This window comes from Rhodopseudomonas palustris, from assembly GCF_003031265.1.
GTDB classification, from domain to species: Bacteria; Pseudomonadota; Alphaproteobacteria; order Rhizobiales; family Xanthobacteraceae; genus Rhodopseudomonas; species Rhodopseudomonas palustris_H.
On the sequence record NZ_CP019966.1, the window covers coordinates 789,441 to 803,688 of the forward strand.

The window sequence follows — 14,248 nt, forward strand, 5'->3', positions numbered from 1 at the left end:
AGGAGTGACGCGGTATGACTCAGGTGACCCCCGCGCTGATGATCCAGGGCACCTGCTCCAATGCCGGCAAGTCGACGCTGGTGGCGGGGCTTTGCCGGGCGTTGGTGCGGCGGGGGCTCAAGGTCGCGCCGTTCAAGCCGCAGAACATGTCGAACAACGCTGCGGTGACGGTCGATGGCGGTGAAATCGGTCGGGCGCAGGCGGTGCAGGCGCGCGCCGCCAAACTGCCGCCGACGGTGCATATGAATCCGGTGTTGCTGAAGCCGGAGACCGACACCGGCGCGCAAGTGATCGTACAAGGCAAACGGTTCGGCCGGCTCGGCGCGCAGCACTTCCTCGACAAGAAAGCGGCGCTGCTGCCGCACGTACTCGACAGCTTCGCGAGGCTCGCACGCGAGGCCGACATCGTGCTGGTCGAAGGCGCCGGCTCGCCGGCTGAGATCAATCTCCGCGCCGGCGACATCGCCAATATGGGGTTCGCGCAGGCGGCGAACGTGCCGGTGGTGATTGCCGGCGACATCGAGCGTGGTGGCGTGATCGCCAGTCTGGCCGGCACGCATCTGGTGCTCGACGAGGCCGAGCGGGCGCTGGTAGCTGGTTATTTGATCAACAAATTCCGCGGCGACGTGCGGCTGTTCGATCATGGGCTGACGGCGATTACCGAGCTGACCGGCTGGCCGTTGCTTGGCGTGGTGCCGTGGCTGCCGTCGGCCGCACTGTTGCCGGCTGAGGACGCGGTCGATCTCGACCGGGCGCAAGCATCGACCGCCAAGCGCATCATCGCCGTGCCGATGCTGGCGCGGATTGCTAATTTCGACGATCTCGATCCGCTCGGTATGGAGCCGGGCGTCAAGCTGGTGTTCGTGCCGCCGGGCACGCCGATCCCGGCCGAGGCCGACGTGGTGATCATTCCCGGCAGCAAGTCGACGCTCGGCGATCTCGCGTTCCTGCGTGCACAGGGCTGGGATATCGATATCGCCGCGCATGTCCGCCGCGGCGGTCATCTGCTCGGGCTGTGCGGCGGCTATCAGATGCTCGGGCGCAGCATCGCCGATCCGGATGGCGTCGACGGCGCGTCCGGCACGGTCGAAGGGCTCGGTCTGCTCGACACCGTCACGATCATGCGGGGCGACAAGTCGACCACATTGGTCCACGGCGCTCATGTTGCGACCGGCGCACCGGTCGAAGGCTACGAGATTCATCTCGGCCGCACCGAGGGCCCTGATTGCGCGCGGCCGGTGGTGACGATCGACGGTCGGCCGGACGGTGCGATTTCGAGCGACGGCCGGGTGCAGGGCACCTATCTGCACGGCCTGTTTACGAACGATGAGTTCCGCCGTACTTGGCTTGCTGGTCTCGGCATCGCCTCGCAGCTCGCCTATGAGGCGCAAATCGAAGCCGCGTTGGAGGCCCTAGCCGATCATCTCGAAGCGCATCTCGATGTCGACCGGATGATCAGAATGGCGCGGAGCCGTCAGAGCACGAACGCCAGCGCCGCGTAGATCGCGGCCTGCAGCGCGCAAGCTGCAATCATCACCCGCAGCGCGCGCCCGATATCGGCCGGGGTTGCTTCGCTGCGCGCTTCAGCGTTGAGATAAGGATCGTCGGTGATCTTGCCGCCGTAGCTGCGCGGGCCGGCGAGCGCGACACCGATCGCCGCAGCCATCGCCGATTCCGGCCAGCCGGCATTCGGCGAACGATGCTTGCCGGCGTCGCGCCGCATCACGGCGATTGCTTGCTTGACCGAACCGCGGACGATCGGTGCCACCAGCGCGATCAGCAGGCCCGACAGCCGTGCCGGAATCAGATTCAGCACGTCGTCGAGTCGCGCCGCGGCCCAGCCGAACGACCGATGCAGCGGCGTCAGATGTCCGATCATCGAGTCGGCGGTGTTGATGGTCTTGTAGATCAGCAGACCCGGCAGCCCGAGCAGCGCCAGCCAGAACACCGGCGCGACCACGCCGTCGGAAAAATTCTCGGCGCTGGATTCGATTGCGGCGCGGCAGACACCGGCTTCGTCCAGCGTCTGCGGATCGCGGCCGACGATCAGCGACACTTTTTCGCGGGCTTCCTTCAGGCCACCGGACGCGAAGGCGTCGCGTACCCGTGCGACGTGGTCGTAAAGGCTGCGCTGCGCGATCAGCGTTGCGGCCAGCACGGCCGCGATCACCCAGCCGCCAGGCAACTGTCGCAGCGGCGCTTCGAGCAGCAGCCCGACCAGGCCGGCGACCGCGATCAGAAACAGCACTGCGACGATGCCGGCGCCTTTCTTGGTCGTTTCCGACCAATCGTCGCGGTTGAGCGTGCGGTCGAGCCAGCCGATCATCGTGCCGATCAGCACCACCGGATGTGCCAGCCGCTTCCACAGCCAATCGGGATCGCCAATCAGCGCATCAAGCACCAGCGCCACCACGACGATCAGCAGCGCGTGGGAATCCACCAACATGTCAAGGCTCCACGCGGATCAGTTCCTCGGTCAGCCGGTCGAGCGCGTCGGCGAGCATCGGCCCGCCGCACACCGTCAGCCGCTCCGGCACCGTAATGCGCTTCGACAGCGGATAGAAGCGCTGCAGCGCCGGATGCAGCACGAAGGCACGGCCTTCGTCCTCGGCGAAATCGCTGTCTTCCGAGATCAGCAGAAAGTCCGGCCGCAACGCAACCACCGCTTCCAGCGACGCGAAGCCGCCGCGCTGCAGGCCGAGGCCGCTCGCAGCATTGCGCAGCCCGACAGTGTCGAGCAGCGTACTGATCAGGCTGTCGCGCCCCGATACCCAACCGCGCCGCGCCAGCGGCAGCACGGTGAGCTTCGTTCGCGACGCGGCCTGTTTGGCGCGCGCCACCGCGGCGTCAATGCGAGCGATCGATGCGTCGGCCCGCTCAGGATGGCCCAGAAGATCGGCCATCTGCCGGATCTGCGCTTTGGACTCGTCGATCGTCTTCACCGAATCGAACTCGACGATGCGTTGGCCCATCTGCTTCAGAAGTTCGCGCGTCGCGCGTTTGGTGTATCGGCCGCCGACCACGAAGTCCGGCTTCAGCATCAGCACGTCTTCGGCTTCGCCGGATAATTGCGGAAATTGCGCTGCCTGTGCGGCAAGGAAGGAGCGATCGGCGTCGCGTGCGTAGGGGCTCAGGCCGAGGATCTGATCGGGATCGGCGAGCGTCAGCAGCAACTGATCGGTGCAGGCATTGATCGACACCACCTTGGGCGCAGCGGCTGCGCTCGCGTCAGTTGCGAGACTCGCAACTAACAGCATCATCAATCCGGCTAAAAAGCCGCCGAGCCTCTCGCGCTTTGGTCGCGATGGTGGCAAGACACGGTGATGAAGCACGGCGGCGATCTTACGGCGGCGATAGCGCGGCACGGCGGCGATGCTGCCGACTGGCTCGATCTCTCCACTGGCATCAATCCGCGTCCCTGGCCGATCCCAGACGTTGCCGCGGATGCTTGGGAGCGTCTGCCGTCGCATACCGACGAGACTGCGCTGTACGATGCCGCGCGCCAAGCCTACGAGGTGCCGGAGGAGTCCGGCATCGTCGCTGCCGCCGGCACGCAGGCGCTGATTCAATGGCTGCCGTATCTCGCAGCGCCGGGCGGTGTCGCCATCGTCGGACCGACTTACGCGGAGCATGCGCTGGCTTGGCGGAACGCCGGGCGCGAGCTTGTCGGCATCGCGTCGCTCGATGAGATTCCTGAGCAGGCCCGTCACGCGGTGGTGGTGAGTCCGAACAATCCCGACGGCCGCATGGTCGAACCCGAGACCTTGCGCCGTGCCGCCGTGCAGCTGCGCCGGCGTGGCGGTTGGCTGGTGATCGACGAAGCTTTTGCCGATGTCGATCCGTCTTTCACTGCGGCCGTGCTGACGCCCGAGCTGCCGATCGTCGTGCTGCGCTCGTTCGGCAAGTTCTACGGCCTTGCCGGCGTCCGTCTCGGGTTTGCGATCGCAGGTGAGGTGATTGCGAGGCGGATCGCGCTGGCGCTCGGGCCGTGGAGTTGCTCCGGGCCGGCGCTGCGGATAGTCGCCGCGGAGCTGCGCGACCAGGCCTGGGCGATCGAGACGCGCGACGAACTGCGCGAACAGGCGGCGCGGCTCGACGAGGTGCTGCGAGGCGCCGGCCTCGACGCCGTCGGCGGCACACCGCTGTTCCGGCTGGCACGTCACCCCGAGGCGCATCGGTTGCATGAGGTTTTGGCGCAGCAGCGGATCTGGTGTCGGAGGTTCGACTGGGCGGACGATTTGCTCAGGTTCGGCCTGCCGGCCGATACCGCCGGGCTGGATCGGCTCGCTGCCGCGCTCGCCGCACCGCTGTAGCGGCGGCACCGTCAGGTTCCGGACCACGGCAGGATCACGCCAGTGTCCTGATACTGTGCCCGGTAGGCGCTGACGCGAAACACCTGTTGCATGATCTCGTCCGACAAGGCTTCGCTCGGCGCGCCATAGGCGGCGAGCCGGCCGCTTGCCATCACCAGCACAGTATCGGCAAAGCGCGCAGCGAGGCCGAGATCGTGGGTGACGACGATCACCAGCGTGCCGGCGTCGGCGGTGCTTCGCAAGGTCTGCATCACGTCGAGCTGATAGCGCGGGTCGAGCGAGGCGGTCGGCTCGTCGGCGAGCACCACCGGCGCCTCCACCGCCAGCACCCGGGCGAGAGCGACGCGGCTGCGTTCGCCGCCGGAGAGTTCGGTAACGATGCGGTCCGCGAACTGTGTGACGTCGGTCTCCGCCATCGCCCGCGCCACCGCCTCGGCGTCATGCGGCGACAGCCAGGCCGGATCGGTGGCGCCGTGCGGAAACCGGCCGAGCGCGACGACGTCGCGCACCGGCAGCGGCCAATGCACCAGATGGCCCTGCGGCAGATAGCCGAACCGCTTGGCGCGCTCGCGCAGCGGCATCGTCGCCAGCGCCTCGCCGCCGATGGTGATTTCGCCTTGCGCCTCGACCAAGCCGGCGAGGGCGCGCAGCAGCGTGGTCTTGCCGGCGCCGTTCGGGCCGACCAGCGCCACCAGATGCCCGCGCGTCAGCGACAGCGACACCCCACGCAGCACTTCGCGGCCGGAGAGCGAGACGGCGAGGTCGCGCGCGGTGAGGAAGGCGGCACTCATGCGACGCCTCCACCGAGCGCGCGCCGTTCGCGCACGATCAGATACAGGAAGAACGGCACGCCGATGATCGAGGTCAGCACCCCGACCTTGATGTCGGTGCTGGCCGGGATCAGCCGCACCGCTATGTCGGCGGCGAGTAGCAGCGCCGCGCCGGCGAGCGCGCTCGGCAGCAGCACGCGGGCGGGATCGTGGCCGATCAGGGGGCGCACCAGATGCGGCGCGACCAAGCCGATGAAGCCGATCGTGCCCGACACCGAGACGGCGCCGCCGACGCCGAGCGCGGTGCCGGCGATCACGATCAGGCGTAGCCGGCCAACATCGATGCCAAGACTCTGCGCGGTCTCTTCGCCGAGGCTGAGGGCGCGGAACGCGGCGCGCTGGCTGAACAGCAGTACGCCGCCGGCGACGATGAACGGCAGGGCCAAGACGACGTGACGGAAGCTGCGGTCTTCCAGCGAGCCCAGCAGCCAGAATGCGATTTCCAGGCTGGCGAATGGATTGGCCGACAGGTTCATCACCAGCGCGGTGGCGGCGCCGGCGAGCGCGGAGATCGCCAGCCCAGCGAGGATCAGCAGCAACAGGCTGGCGTTGCGCCCGGCGATTGCCAGCAGCACGAACACCGACACGAACGCCATCGTAATCGCCGCCACCGGCAGTGCGAACGAGCGGACGTCGGCGAGCCCGAGCGAGATGATCAGCACCGCGCCGAACGCGGCCGATTGCGGTGCGCCGAACAGCGACGGCGACGCCAGCGGGTTACGGAGCAGGCCCTGCAGCGCCGCACCGGACAGGCCCAGAATGCCGCCGATCGCCAGCGCCAGGATGGTGCGCGGCAGCCGGATCTCTTGCACGATGATCTGCTGCACCTCACCGCCGAGCCCGACCAGCGCCTGCACCACGGTGAGCGGCGACAGCTTGACCGGTCCCACCGCGAGCGATCCGATCGCCAGCAGGGCCACGAGCACCGCGAGCGCAGCGGTAACGGCCGCCGCGCGCGAATTCGGTCCGGAACGTCGGGTCATACCGCGCTCATTTCTGCACGGTCGCGGCGGCCTGGTCGAGCCGGTGATAGCCGTTGAGGCGATAGATGATGGTGGAGACGATCCAGCTCGCCACGAACAACGCCACGATGCCGTAGCCGAGCGCGCCGAAATTTGAGTTGAGCTCTTCGATCCACTCCCAGAACGCGCCTTCGAGGTGGAAGCGCCCGGCGAGCAGCCCGAGCGTCTCGATGCCGCCGATCAGCAGCGCCACCAGCACCGACACGGTGGTGATGGTCATGTTGTAGTACAGCTTGCGGATCGGGTTGCGATACGCCCAGCCATAGGCGCCGAGCATCAGCACGCCGTCGAGGGTGTCGACCAGGGTCATGCCGGCGGCGAACAGCGCCGGGAACACCAGGATCGACCAGTGCGAAATGTTGCCGGAAGCGTTGGCGGCCAATCCGAACAGGCTGATCTCGCTGGCGGTCTCGAAGCCGAGCGCGAACAACAGCCCGATCGGAAACAGCTGCCAGCTCTTGGAGACGAAGCGGAACAGCGGCCGGAACAGCCGCGCCAGCCAGCCGCGCTGCTGCAGCAGTTCGTTGATGTCGTCGTCGTGCACGATCTCGCCGGCCTTGGCCTTCTTGAACGCGCGATACACGCCGCTCAGCACCGACAGATTGGCGATCGCGATCGCGAACAGAAACAGCGCCGACGCCGAGGTGCCGATCACCCCGCCGATTTCGCGATAGCCCGAGAACCGCTCGGTCAGCGAATTGGCCGCGATCGCGATTGCCAGCGACGCCACCAGCACCACGGTGGAATGGCCGAGCGCGAAGAACAACCCGACCGCGACCGGCCGCTTACCCTCCTGCATCAGCTTGCGGGTGACGTTGTCGATCGCCGCGATATGGTCGGCATCGAGGGCGTGGCGGAGGCCGAGGCTATAGGCCAGCACCGCGGTGCCGATCAGCACCGGCTCGCCCGCGAAGGCGGTCAGCGCCCAGGCCCAGGCGGCGATATTGGCGAGCACCAGCCCGCCGAGCACGGCGATCAGGCGGAAGCGGAATCCATCGGAAGAAGCGGGCAGAACGAGATCGGTCATGGCGGTCTCCGGCCGGTGAGCAGCATCCTGTCACCTGTGCGGCGGACCGCTCCAGCCGCGCGCGCCGCACGGTGGAAGATGACGTGCTCAGGCCGGTCTCCTGGCTCACGGGTCGTCGCGATCCTTCGCCTTCCCGGGCAAGTGCTGCCCAGTGGCTGATTGAAGGATCGCTCGCCGCTCACAGTTGCGGGCGCAGCGCCGGATTTGGGTTTGCGGCCATAAGCTTGGGCCCGCACCGGCTTCCCTGTGCCGGACGATTCCCGGCACACCTGAACGGGCGCGATCAAATGGAAGCGGGCCTGCTTTGTCAATCGCCGCCTTGGTCGGGCGGCCGACGGTTCAGGCGGGAGTGTTGAGCTTCAGCCCGATCATGCCGGCCACGATCATCGACAGACACAGCATCCGCACGCCGCTGGCCGGCTCACCGTACAGCGTCATGCCGACCACGATGCTGCCGGCGGCGCCGATTCCGGTCCACACCGCATAGGCGGTGCCGAACGGTAGCGATTTCAGCGCGATGCTCATCAGGCCGAAGCTGGCCAGGATGGCGGCCAAGGTCACGACCGCGGGCCAGAACCGGGTGAAGCCCTCGGAATGCTTCAGCCCGAGCGCCCAGACGATCTCCATCAGGCCCGCGGCAAACAGCGCGAGCCAACCGGTCATGGCTTATTGCGCGGCGGCAGCGTCAGCACGGCGCGCTGCGCATAGCCGCGATATGGCCGCTCGAACCGCAGGCCGGCGCCGGTGCGGGCCGCGACCTGCATCAACACGGCTTCCAGGCTGTCGCGCGGGGTGACGTCGAACAGCGTCAGCCAGCGCCGCAGCAGGTTGCGCGCCAGCGAAGGCAAGCCGCGCTGATCGCCGAAATCGACGATGTGCAGCTTGCCGCCCGGCTTCAAATTGGCGACGGCGCGATCGATCACCGCGGTCCAGTCCGGGATCATCGACAGGCTGTAGGAGATCATGACGTGGTCGAAGCTGACCGCCTGGCCGAACACCGCCTGCGCGGTGAAGGCGGTGGCGTCGCCGTGCGCGACCTTGACCCGCGACATCAGCCCGGCGCCTTCGATCGAACTGATCGCCGAGGTCAGCATCTCGGTCGACACGTCGAGGCCGTAAAATTTCGCCTCGCGGTAGCGCGTCGCCGCCTGGATCAGGTTGCGGCCGGTGCCGCAGCCGACTTCCAGCACGGCTTCGCCGGCCTTCGGCTGCAGCTCGGTAATCAGTTGATCACGGCCGAGAAGATAGTACCGGCGGGTCAGGTCGTAGATGTGCCGTTGATAGCGGTACATCCGATTCATCCGCGAGGTCGCGTCGACCGGCCACGCCGGATCGGCGGTGAGTTCGTGGTGCGTCAGCTCGGTGCGCGGAAGATCGGTGCGAGTGAGCGTCGTCATGGCCTGCCACCCTGGTTCGGCATCATCCGCCTTCCATCGCGATTTCAGGCGACAGGGTGATGACAAGGGAGACGGCACTGATCAGTTCCGTGCTGTCGCAAAACTGCAGTGTTGCGCAGCTAATTTGGATCGATTGCCGAGTCGAGGATTTGATGAACACGCAGCAACTGATCGCGGACGCCGTCCGCAACAGCAAGGACCGCAGCGAGTCGACGTTGTGGGACGCTTTGTTTTCGATCTGGTTTCGTCGCCTGGTCTATACCCAAATCTGGGAAGATCCCGAGGCCGACCTCGCGGCTCTGCAATTGCCGATAGGCTCGACCATCGTGACGATCTCGTCGGGCGGCTGCAACGCGCTGTCCTACCTCACCGCCAAGCCGGCGCAGGTCTTCGCGGTCGATCTCAACGAGGCACATCTAGCGCTGCTCAAGCTGAAGCTCGCCGGCCTGCGGGCGCTGCCGGACTACGCATCGTTCTGGCAGTTCTTCGGAGAGGGTACCGCGGCCGGTAACGCCGACCTGTATCGCCGGCGGCTGCGCCCCGCGCTCGATCTCGATGCCCGCGGCTTCTGGGACGAGCGCGACTTCCGCGGCCGGCCGCGCTACCGTTACTTCACCGACGGGTTCTACCGCCACGGCGCGCTCGGCCGCTTCATCGGCTTTGCGCATCTGCTCGCGAAGATCGCCAAGATCGACCTCAACGTGCTGCTGAAGGGCGCGCCGGACTCGCCGGAGCGGCAGGCGGCGCTGCAGCGCGTCGACCGACTGTTCCATTCGCGGTTCGCCCGCATGCTTACCCAGACCCCGGCGCTGCTGTTCAGCCTCGGCATTCCGCCGCAGCAGCGCGAACTGCTCGGCGGCGACCAGCCGCTCAACGAGGTGCTGCATCGGCGCCTGCTCCGGCTGATCGACGTCTATCCGAACGAAACCAATTATTTCGCCTGGCAGGCGCTGAGCCGGAGCTATCCGGGGCCTGGCGACCGCTGCCTGCCGCTGTATCTGCAGGAGAGCCGCTATCAGCAGATGCGCGCCGGCGCCGGGCTGGTGATCCCGGTGCACGAGAACCTGCGGGTGTTCCTGGAGAGCCTGCCGGCCCGCCAGATCGACGCCGTGGTGCTGCTCGATTCGCAGGACTGGATGGCGCCGGATGAAATCCGCGCGCTGTGGGACGCGATCGACCGCGCCGGCAAGGAGCAGGTGCGGGTGATCTTCCGCACCGCCGGGGCCGAATCCCCATTGGAGAGCGAGCCGCTGGCTCCGCTGCAACAGACTTGGCAGCGCGACGCCGAACGCAGCGCCATCGGCTTCGACCGCGACCGCTCCGGCATCTATGGCGGCTTCCACTGCTATACGCGGCGGTCGGGGGGCGGGAGCTAGGCAGGACGACTGATAGGGTTCGTCCGAGGTTGAGGGCGGGCCGAACGAGTCCAGGCTCATTGATGGCAAGCTTCGCGTTTTGCGGCGGCCGGCTCCATGCCGATCACGCTGCATTGAGCCCACCGCACAGGTACATCGCCGGTTGCGGACTGAGGACGCCGCAGCAGGCGCGAGCACGTCAGCCCCGGTGCTGCTGAACTCATCGACGTCCGTGTAGCCGAACATGGGACCTTCGGGTCGAACCGATGCGGGTGCGATTGCCGCCGTCCAGATCAAATAATATCTGACTGACAAGGTCTTAGGTCGGGGTCGCTAACCAAGAGGGGCGTCCCGGGTATCGGCGTTTACTGCTTCTTAAACAAACCGCTCGGACCAGCTTCGACCGACTTTCAAGTGCGGACGTTCACGCGGTCGGCTTAAGCATTGCTTAGCGGTGCCTCTTCAACATCCACTGCTACAAAACGTAGCAGAGAGAGCGTTCGTTGCTCTTCTCTTCTCGGCCTTCACTCCATCGAAATGACGCCCGCTGGACCAAAGCGACTGGGATGGAAGTCATGTCTGACGCCCTTTTGTCTCGCTTCGTTCGAGATCGCAAAGCGAACATCGCGGTCATTACGGCGCTCGTGATGATTCCCATCGTCTTTCTGCTCGGCATGACGCTCGACTTCACCCAGGCGCTGCGCAAGAAGCAGCAACTCGACGCCGCCGCCGACGCGGCCGCAATCGCGGCCGTTCGTCCGGCCATGCTGATGCAAACCGACGCGGTGGCACAAAACACCGCCTATGCGATCTTCATGTCGACCGCCAACCGGCTGGCGTCCGGGTTGGCGTCGGTGCCGACGCCGACCATTACGATCACTGACGTGGGGCTTCAGCGCACCGTTAAGGTGTCCTACAACGCCGCATCGCTGAACAACTTCCCCCAGTTGCTCATGAACAATGTGTCATGGGCGATCAGTGGTGCATCGACGGCGCAGGCGTCCAGTGCGCCAAATATGAATTTCTATCTCTTGATGGATGATTCGCCGTCGATGGGCATCGGTGCGACTGCGACCGACATCGGTAATCTGATTGCCGCCACTGCTCCGAAGTACCAGAAGGCGTCATCCTCGCAGAACTGCGGCTTCGCCTGTCATGAAACGAATATCGCCCATGACGGCGGGACCAAGGATAATCTCGCTATCGCACGAGCCAACAACATCACGTTGCGGATCGATCTCGTGACCAGCGCTGTCAACCAGCTGCTCAACACCTGGTCGAACTGCCCGCAGTCCGGAATCTCGGGGGGAGTCATGCAGTGCATGTCGGCCCTGAACAATACCTCGTATCGAGCGGCGCTCTATACGTTCGATTTGGGCCTGAATACGCTGGCGTCGCTCACCACCCCGACGAAGGCTGGCGCTCAGGTTTCCAACATTGCGCTGATGCCCGTCGCGTATCAGAACTGCGTGGTCTCACCGAGCAACTGCAAGACCGACAACGGCACGGATATCGCGGGGGCTCTCACCAGCCTCAACGGGATCATGCCGAGCCCGGGCCTTGGCAGCAATGCTTCGGGCGATACGCCCCAGGAAGTCGTCTTCCTCGTCACCGACGGCGTGGAGGACAAGATCTCCTCGTCCTGCCCCAACGGCAGCTATGCCTCCAACAGCCGCTGCCAGCAGCCGCTCGACACCGCAATCTGTGCGACCATCAAGAACCGGGGCATCAAGATCGCGATCCTCTATACGGAGTATCTGCAGCTCAAGACCCCCAATGTCCCGGTGACGGACAATTGGTACATGAGTTGGATCGATGCTTACGACGAGCCGACGTCTTCGACCGGCGCTATTGCGCAGAATCTGCAAGCCTGCGCGTCCCCAGGCTTCTTCTCGAACGTCCAAACCGGCGGCAACATCACGCAAGCCTTGACGGATTTGTTCCTCAAGGTCGCGTCGAGCACTGCCAGCCTCACGCAATGAGAAAGCCGCCATGGCCCGATTTGGACTAAGAGCAATCAAACAGGGTCGGGTTCGTATCGGTGCCTTCGCCAAGGATCGCGCAGGCGCCACCGCGGTGGAATTCGCGCTGATCGCTACGCCGTTCTTCGCGATCATTGTCGCGTTGATCCAGACTTTTCTGTTGTTCTTTGCGCAGTCGGTTCTCGAAAATACGGTTCGGAAATCGGCCCGCCAGATCCTGACCGGCCAGGTTCAGGCGCAGAATGTCAGCCTGACGCCGGCGGCGTCGGCCGCCGCCTTCAAGCAGACCGTCTGCACCAATGCCAACGTGCTCTTCAGTTGCTCGGGGCTGATGGTCGACGTCAACGTCGCCAACAATTGGTCGGCGGCGAATATAGCCATGCCGGCGCTGACCTACGACAGCAACGGCAACGTCAACAACAGCTGGCAATTCAACCCGGGCCACGCCGGCGACATCGTCGTCGTCCGGGTGATGTATCTCTGGCCGATGTTCTTCGGGCCGATCGCCTTCAACTTGGCAAACCAGCCGAACGGATCCCGCCTGATCATGGCGTCCGCAGCGTTCCAGAACGAGCCTGCCAACCCGTAGAGGTCCCGCGCATGATCCGCCGATCAGTTTCCGTCAGGAGTTTGCAGGCCGACGTCGACGCCGTCGCCGCAACCGAGTTCGCGATAGTGGTGCCATTTCTGCTGGCGCTGTTCATCGGGGGAGTCGAGCTCGCGAACGGAATGGCGATCAGCGTCAAAGTCAGCGCGACGGCTCACTCCGTGGCCGACATGGTGACCCAGAACACCTCGCTCAGCACCTCATCGATGCAGAATATCCTCACTGGAGCGAGCGCAACAATCGCGCCGTATTCCATCAGTGACAGCAGCGGCAAGTCGCTTCTGACCGTCACCGTGTCGGAGGTTTCCAGTGACGCAAACGGCAACCTGACCCTGCAATGGAGCCAGTCGTACAACGGCGCCACCTTCGGGTCGGGGAGGACCAGTCTGTCCGGCCTGACCGTGCCGACGTCGCTGAACGGGACCGTCGGCAACGCGGCCAATCCGAACAACCAGAACGATCAGGTGTCGTTCATCGTGGGGGAAGTGTCGTACGCCTATACGCCCAATCTCGGGTTCACGATCAGCGGCACCGTCAATCTGACCGATACCGTGTGGATGTTTCCGCGCTGCTCGACCGACAGTCCGGCCAATTCGAGCGGACCCGCCTATTATCACGTCAAGTACTCCACTTCGACGACGACGTGCACGTGTCTCCAGCATTTGCAGTACAAGAATTGTTAGCTAGGTGCCACGTCGGGCTGCGAGCGTATTTTGGATAGGCGTCGCTTCCGGGCATTTTGGTTGCGCGCTGCGCTCGCGATGGATCGCGGGTCAAGCCCGCGGATGACGCCGCTGCATGGAATTGTAAATCCTTAGTGGCCGAGTTCGCCAATCTCGTCCAGAATGCCTTGATAGAACTCTTGAAGTCTGGCTGTGCGTCGGGCTGCGATGCGTCGTCCTGTTGCGGTGCAAAAATTCTCCCCGAGACGCAAAAGTTTGGTCTGAAAATGATCCAGAGCAAAGGAAATATCGTCCGGTGAGCGTCGGGCGGCCGTTGGGTCGTCGATGTCGTAGATGTGGGCCTTCCGCGTTCCGGCCAGATAGAAGCAACGCGCTACGCCAATCCATCCGATTGCGTCCAGACGGTCGGCGTCTTGGAGTATCTTGGCTTCAAGGCTGATCGGGGTGATCCGAGCCGAATAGCTGTGCGCTTCAATGGCGTGGCAAGCGCGGAGCCTGCGGTCGTCCGGCCAACCCTGCGCTGTCAGAACCTGATCGGCCTTGTTCGCCGCAAGGGTCGAAGCTTTCTTCCGTGCCGGTGACGCTTTGTCGATCCATATGCAGTCATGAAGGATCGTTGCGGCGACCAATATCTCCGTGTCCCCGCCCTCGACGGCAATGATCTCCGCGGCGTTGCGCCAAACACGTAGCAGGTGGGCCTCATCATGGGCTCCATCACGGGCGTCGAATGCATGCGGGAGCAGCGACTGAGCCAGTGTCGGATGCGGGAAATGGCTGTGTAGCATCTTAGATCCAAAGGAGGGGAGAACGTCACAATGACTAGCACGCGCGTCCTCCGTTGCCGAGTTGCGATGTTCATCGTTCGGGTATCGCGCCCTGTTGCGGTTGGACTAAGCTGCGATGCAGCCACTTCAATGAGTGCTTGGAGAAGTCACCGATAGCCGGCTGCGCAAAAAGTCGCTCAGCTTGATCCATCTCAATCCGCGCGCCAGTCGATCAGTTAGTTTGCTTTCGACGAAGCGTGGCGCGGAT

General features: G+C 65.0%; 14 protein-coding genes and 1 riboswitch. Of the genes, 6 read left to right on the forward strand and 8 right to left on the reverse strand.

The window, feature by feature from the left end; genetic code table 11:
- Positions 1 to 14: 14 nt before the first annotated feature.
- On the forward strand, positions 15 to 1,502 hold the full coding sequence (locus tag RPPS3_RS03730) for a cobyric acid synthase (protein WP_107342903.1): 1,488 nt from the start codon (positions 15 to 17) through the stop codon (positions 1,500 to 1,502).
- Here the strand turns inward: RPPS3_RS03730 and cbiB are convergent.
- Both cbiB and RPPS3_RS03740 read right to left on the reverse strand, forming a co-directional pair.
- A complete protein-coding gene (gene cbiB / locus RPPS3_RS03735; RefSeq protein ID WP_107342904.1) occupies positions 1,475 to 2,446 on the reverse strand; it encodes an adenosylcobinamide-phosphate synthase CbiB in 972 nt (323 codons plus the stop codon). The two genes, RPPS3_RS03730 and cbiB, sit on opposite strands and share 28 nt — an antisense overlap.
- 1 nt (position 2,447) lies before the next feature.
- Positions 2,448 to 3,260, reverse strand: a complete 813-nt coding sequence (locus RPPS3_RS03740) for an ABC transporter substrate-binding protein (protein ID WP_107342905.1) — start codon at positions 3,258 to 3,260, stop codon at positions 2,448 to 2,450.
- Between the two features lie 63 nt (positions 3,261 to 3,323).
- Between RPPS3_RS03740 and cobD the strand changes: the two genes are divergently transcribed.
- Positions 3,324 to 4,313: a threonine-phosphate decarboxylase CobD gene (cobD, locus tag RPPS3_RS03745; protein ID WP_107342906.1), complete on the forward strand. Its 990-nt coding sequence runs from the start codon at positions 3,324 to 3,326 to the stop codon at positions 4,311 to 4,313.
- Between the two features lie 11 nt (positions 4,314 to 4,324).
- Here cobD and RPPS3_RS03750 read toward each other — a convergent pair whose 3' ends face one another.
- The 5 genes from RPPS3_RS03750 to RPPS3_RS03770 all read right to left on the reverse strand — a co-directional run bounded on the left by RPPS3_RS03750 (position 4,325) and on the right by RPPS3_RS03770 (position 8,589).
- Complete coding sequence (locus tag RPPS3_RS03750; protein ID WP_107342907.1) at positions 4,325 to 5,104, reverse strand: ABC transporter ATP-binding protein; 780 nt, start codon at positions 5,102 to 5,104, stop codon at positions 4,325 to 4,327.
- Positions 5,101 to 6,126, reverse strand: coding sequence for a FecCD family ABC transporter permease (locus RPPS3_RS03755; RefSeq protein WP_107342908.1), 1,026 nt, complete (start codon positions 6,124 to 6,126; stop codon positions 5,101 to 5,103). The genes RPPS3_RS03750 and RPPS3_RS03755 overlap by 4 nt, the downstream gene beginning before the upstream one ends.
- 7 nt (positions 6,127 to 6,133) lie before the next feature.
- Complete coding sequence (locus RPPS3_RS03760; RefSeq protein ID WP_107342909.1) at positions 6,134 to 7,192, reverse strand: HoxN/HupN/NixA family nickel/cobalt transporter; 1,059 nt, start codon at positions 7,190 to 7,192, stop codon at positions 6,134 to 6,136.
- A 73-nt stretch (positions 7,193 to 7,265) separates the two neighbouring features.
- A riboswitch (cobalamin riboswitch) is annotated at positions 7,266 to 7,480 on the reverse strand.
- Positions 7,481 to 7,531: 51 nt separating this feature from the next.
- A complete protein-coding gene (locus tag RPPS3_RS03765; protein WP_107342910.1) occupies positions 7,532 to 7,855 on the reverse strand; it encodes a DMT family transporter in 324 nt (107 codons plus the stop codon).
- Complete coding sequence (locus tag RPPS3_RS03770; protein ID WP_107342911.1) at positions 7,852 to 8,589, reverse strand: class I SAM-dependent methyltransferase; 738 nt, start codon at positions 8,587 to 8,589, stop codon at positions 7,852 to 7,854. Before RPPS3_RS03770 ends, RPPS3_RS03765 begins: the two co-directional genes overlap by 4 nt.
- A 152-nt stretch (positions 8,590 to 8,741) precedes the next feature.
- Between RPPS3_RS03770 and RPPS3_RS03775 the strand changes: the two genes are divergently transcribed.
- From RPPS3_RS03775 to RPPS3_RS03790, 4 genes are all read left to right on the forward strand, one after another.
- Complete coding sequence (locus RPPS3_RS03775; RefSeq protein ID WP_107342912.1) at positions 8,742 to 9,965, forward strand: DUF3419 family protein; 1,224 nt, start codon at positions 8,742 to 8,744, stop codon at positions 9,963 to 9,965.
- Between the two features lie 554 nt (positions 9,966 to 10,519).
- Complete coding sequence (locus RPPS3_RS03780; protein ID WP_199852184.1) at positions 10,520 to 11,926, forward strand: TadE/TadG family type IV pilus assembly protein; 1,407 nt, start codon at positions 10,520 to 10,522, stop codon at positions 11,924 to 11,926.
- Between the two features lie 10 nt (positions 11,927 to 11,936).
- Complete coding sequence (locus RPPS3_RS03785; protein ID WP_107342914.1) at positions 11,937 to 12,515, forward strand: TadE/TadG family type IV pilus assembly protein; 579 nt, start codon at positions 11,937 to 11,939, stop codon at positions 12,513 to 12,515.
- 11 nt (positions 12,516 to 12,526) lie between these two features.
- Positions 12,527 to 13,216: a TadE/TadG family type IV pilus assembly protein gene (locus tag RPPS3_RS03790; RefSeq protein ID WP_107342915.1), complete on the forward strand. Its 690-nt coding sequence runs from the start codon at positions 12,527 to 12,529 to the stop codon at positions 13,214 to 13,216.
- 131 nt (positions 13,217 to 13,347) lie between these two features.
- Here RPPS3_RS03790 and RPPS3_RS03795 read toward each other — a convergent pair whose 3' ends face one another.
- On the reverse strand, positions 13,348 to 14,001 hold the full coding sequence (locus RPPS3_RS03795) for an HD domain-containing protein (RefSeq protein WP_107342916.1): 654 nt from the start codon (positions 13,999 to 14,001) through the stop codon (positions 13,348 to 13,350).
- Between the last annotated feature and the right edge of the window lie 247 nt (positions 14,002 to 14,248).

What these genes read in the sequence shown, in the direction of transcription:
- cobD (WP_107342906.1), top strand. Translation starts at nt 3,324, where the DNA reads ATGAAGCACGGCGGCGATCTTACGGCGGCGATAGCGCGGCACGGCGGC.
- RPPS3_RS03730 (WP_107342903.1), top strand. Translation starts at nt 15, where the DNA reads ATGACTCAGGTGACCCCCGCGCTGATGATCCAGGGCACCTGCTCCAAT.
- RPPS3_RS03765 (WP_107342910.1), bottom strand. Translation starts at nt 7,855, where the DNA reads ATGACCGGTTGGCTCGCGCTGTTTGCCGCGGGCCTGATGGAGATCGTC.
- RPPS3_RS03760 (WP_107342909.1), bottom strand. Translation starts at nt 7,192, where the DNA reads ATGACCGATCTCGTTCTGCCCGCTTCTTCCGATGGATTCCGCTTCCGC.
- RPPS3_RS03785 (WP_107342914.1), top strand. Translation starts at nt 11,937, where the DNA reads ATGGCCCGATTTGGACTAAGAGCAATCAAACAGGGTCGGGTTCGTATC.
- RPPS3_RS03740 (WP_107342905.1), bottom strand. Translation starts at nt 3,260, where the DNA reads ATGATGCTGTTAGTTGCGAGTCTCGCAACTGACGCGAGCGCAGCCGCT.
- RPPS3_RS03750 (WP_107342907.1), bottom strand. Translation starts at nt 5,104, where the DNA reads ATGAGTGCCGCCTTCCTCACCGCGCGCGACCTCGCCGTCTCGCTCTCC.
- RPPS3_RS03770 (WP_107342911.1), bottom strand. Translation starts at nt 8,589, where the DNA reads ATGACGACGCTCACTCGCACCGATCTTCCGCGCACCGAGCTGACGCAC.
- RPPS3_RS03775 (WP_107342912.1), top strand. Translation starts at nt 8,742, where the DNA reads ATGAACACGCAGCAACTGATCGCGGACGCCGTCCGCAACAGCAAGGAC.
- RPPS3_RS03780 (WP_199852184.1), top strand. Translation starts at nt 10,520, where the DNA reads ATGTCTGACGCCCTTTTGTCTCGCTTCGTTCGAGATCGCAAAGCGAAC.
- RPPS3_RS03795 (WP_107342916.1), bottom strand. Translation starts at nt 14,001, where the DNA reads ATGCTACACAGCCATTTCCCGCATCCGACACTGGCTCAGTCGCTGCTC.
- cbiB (WP_107342904.1), bottom strand. Translation starts at nt 2,446, where the DNA reads ATGTTGGTGGATTCCCACGCGCTGCTGATCGTCGTGGTGGCGCTGGTG.
- RPPS3_RS03755 (WP_107342908.1), bottom strand. Translation starts at nt 6,126, where the DNA reads ATGACCCGACGTTCCGGACCGAATTCGCGCGCGGCGGCCGTTACCGCT.
- RPPS3_RS03790 (WP_107342915.1), top strand. Translation starts at nt 12,527, where the DNA reads ATGATCCGCCGATCAGTTTCCGTCAGGAGTTTGCAGGCCGACGTCGAC.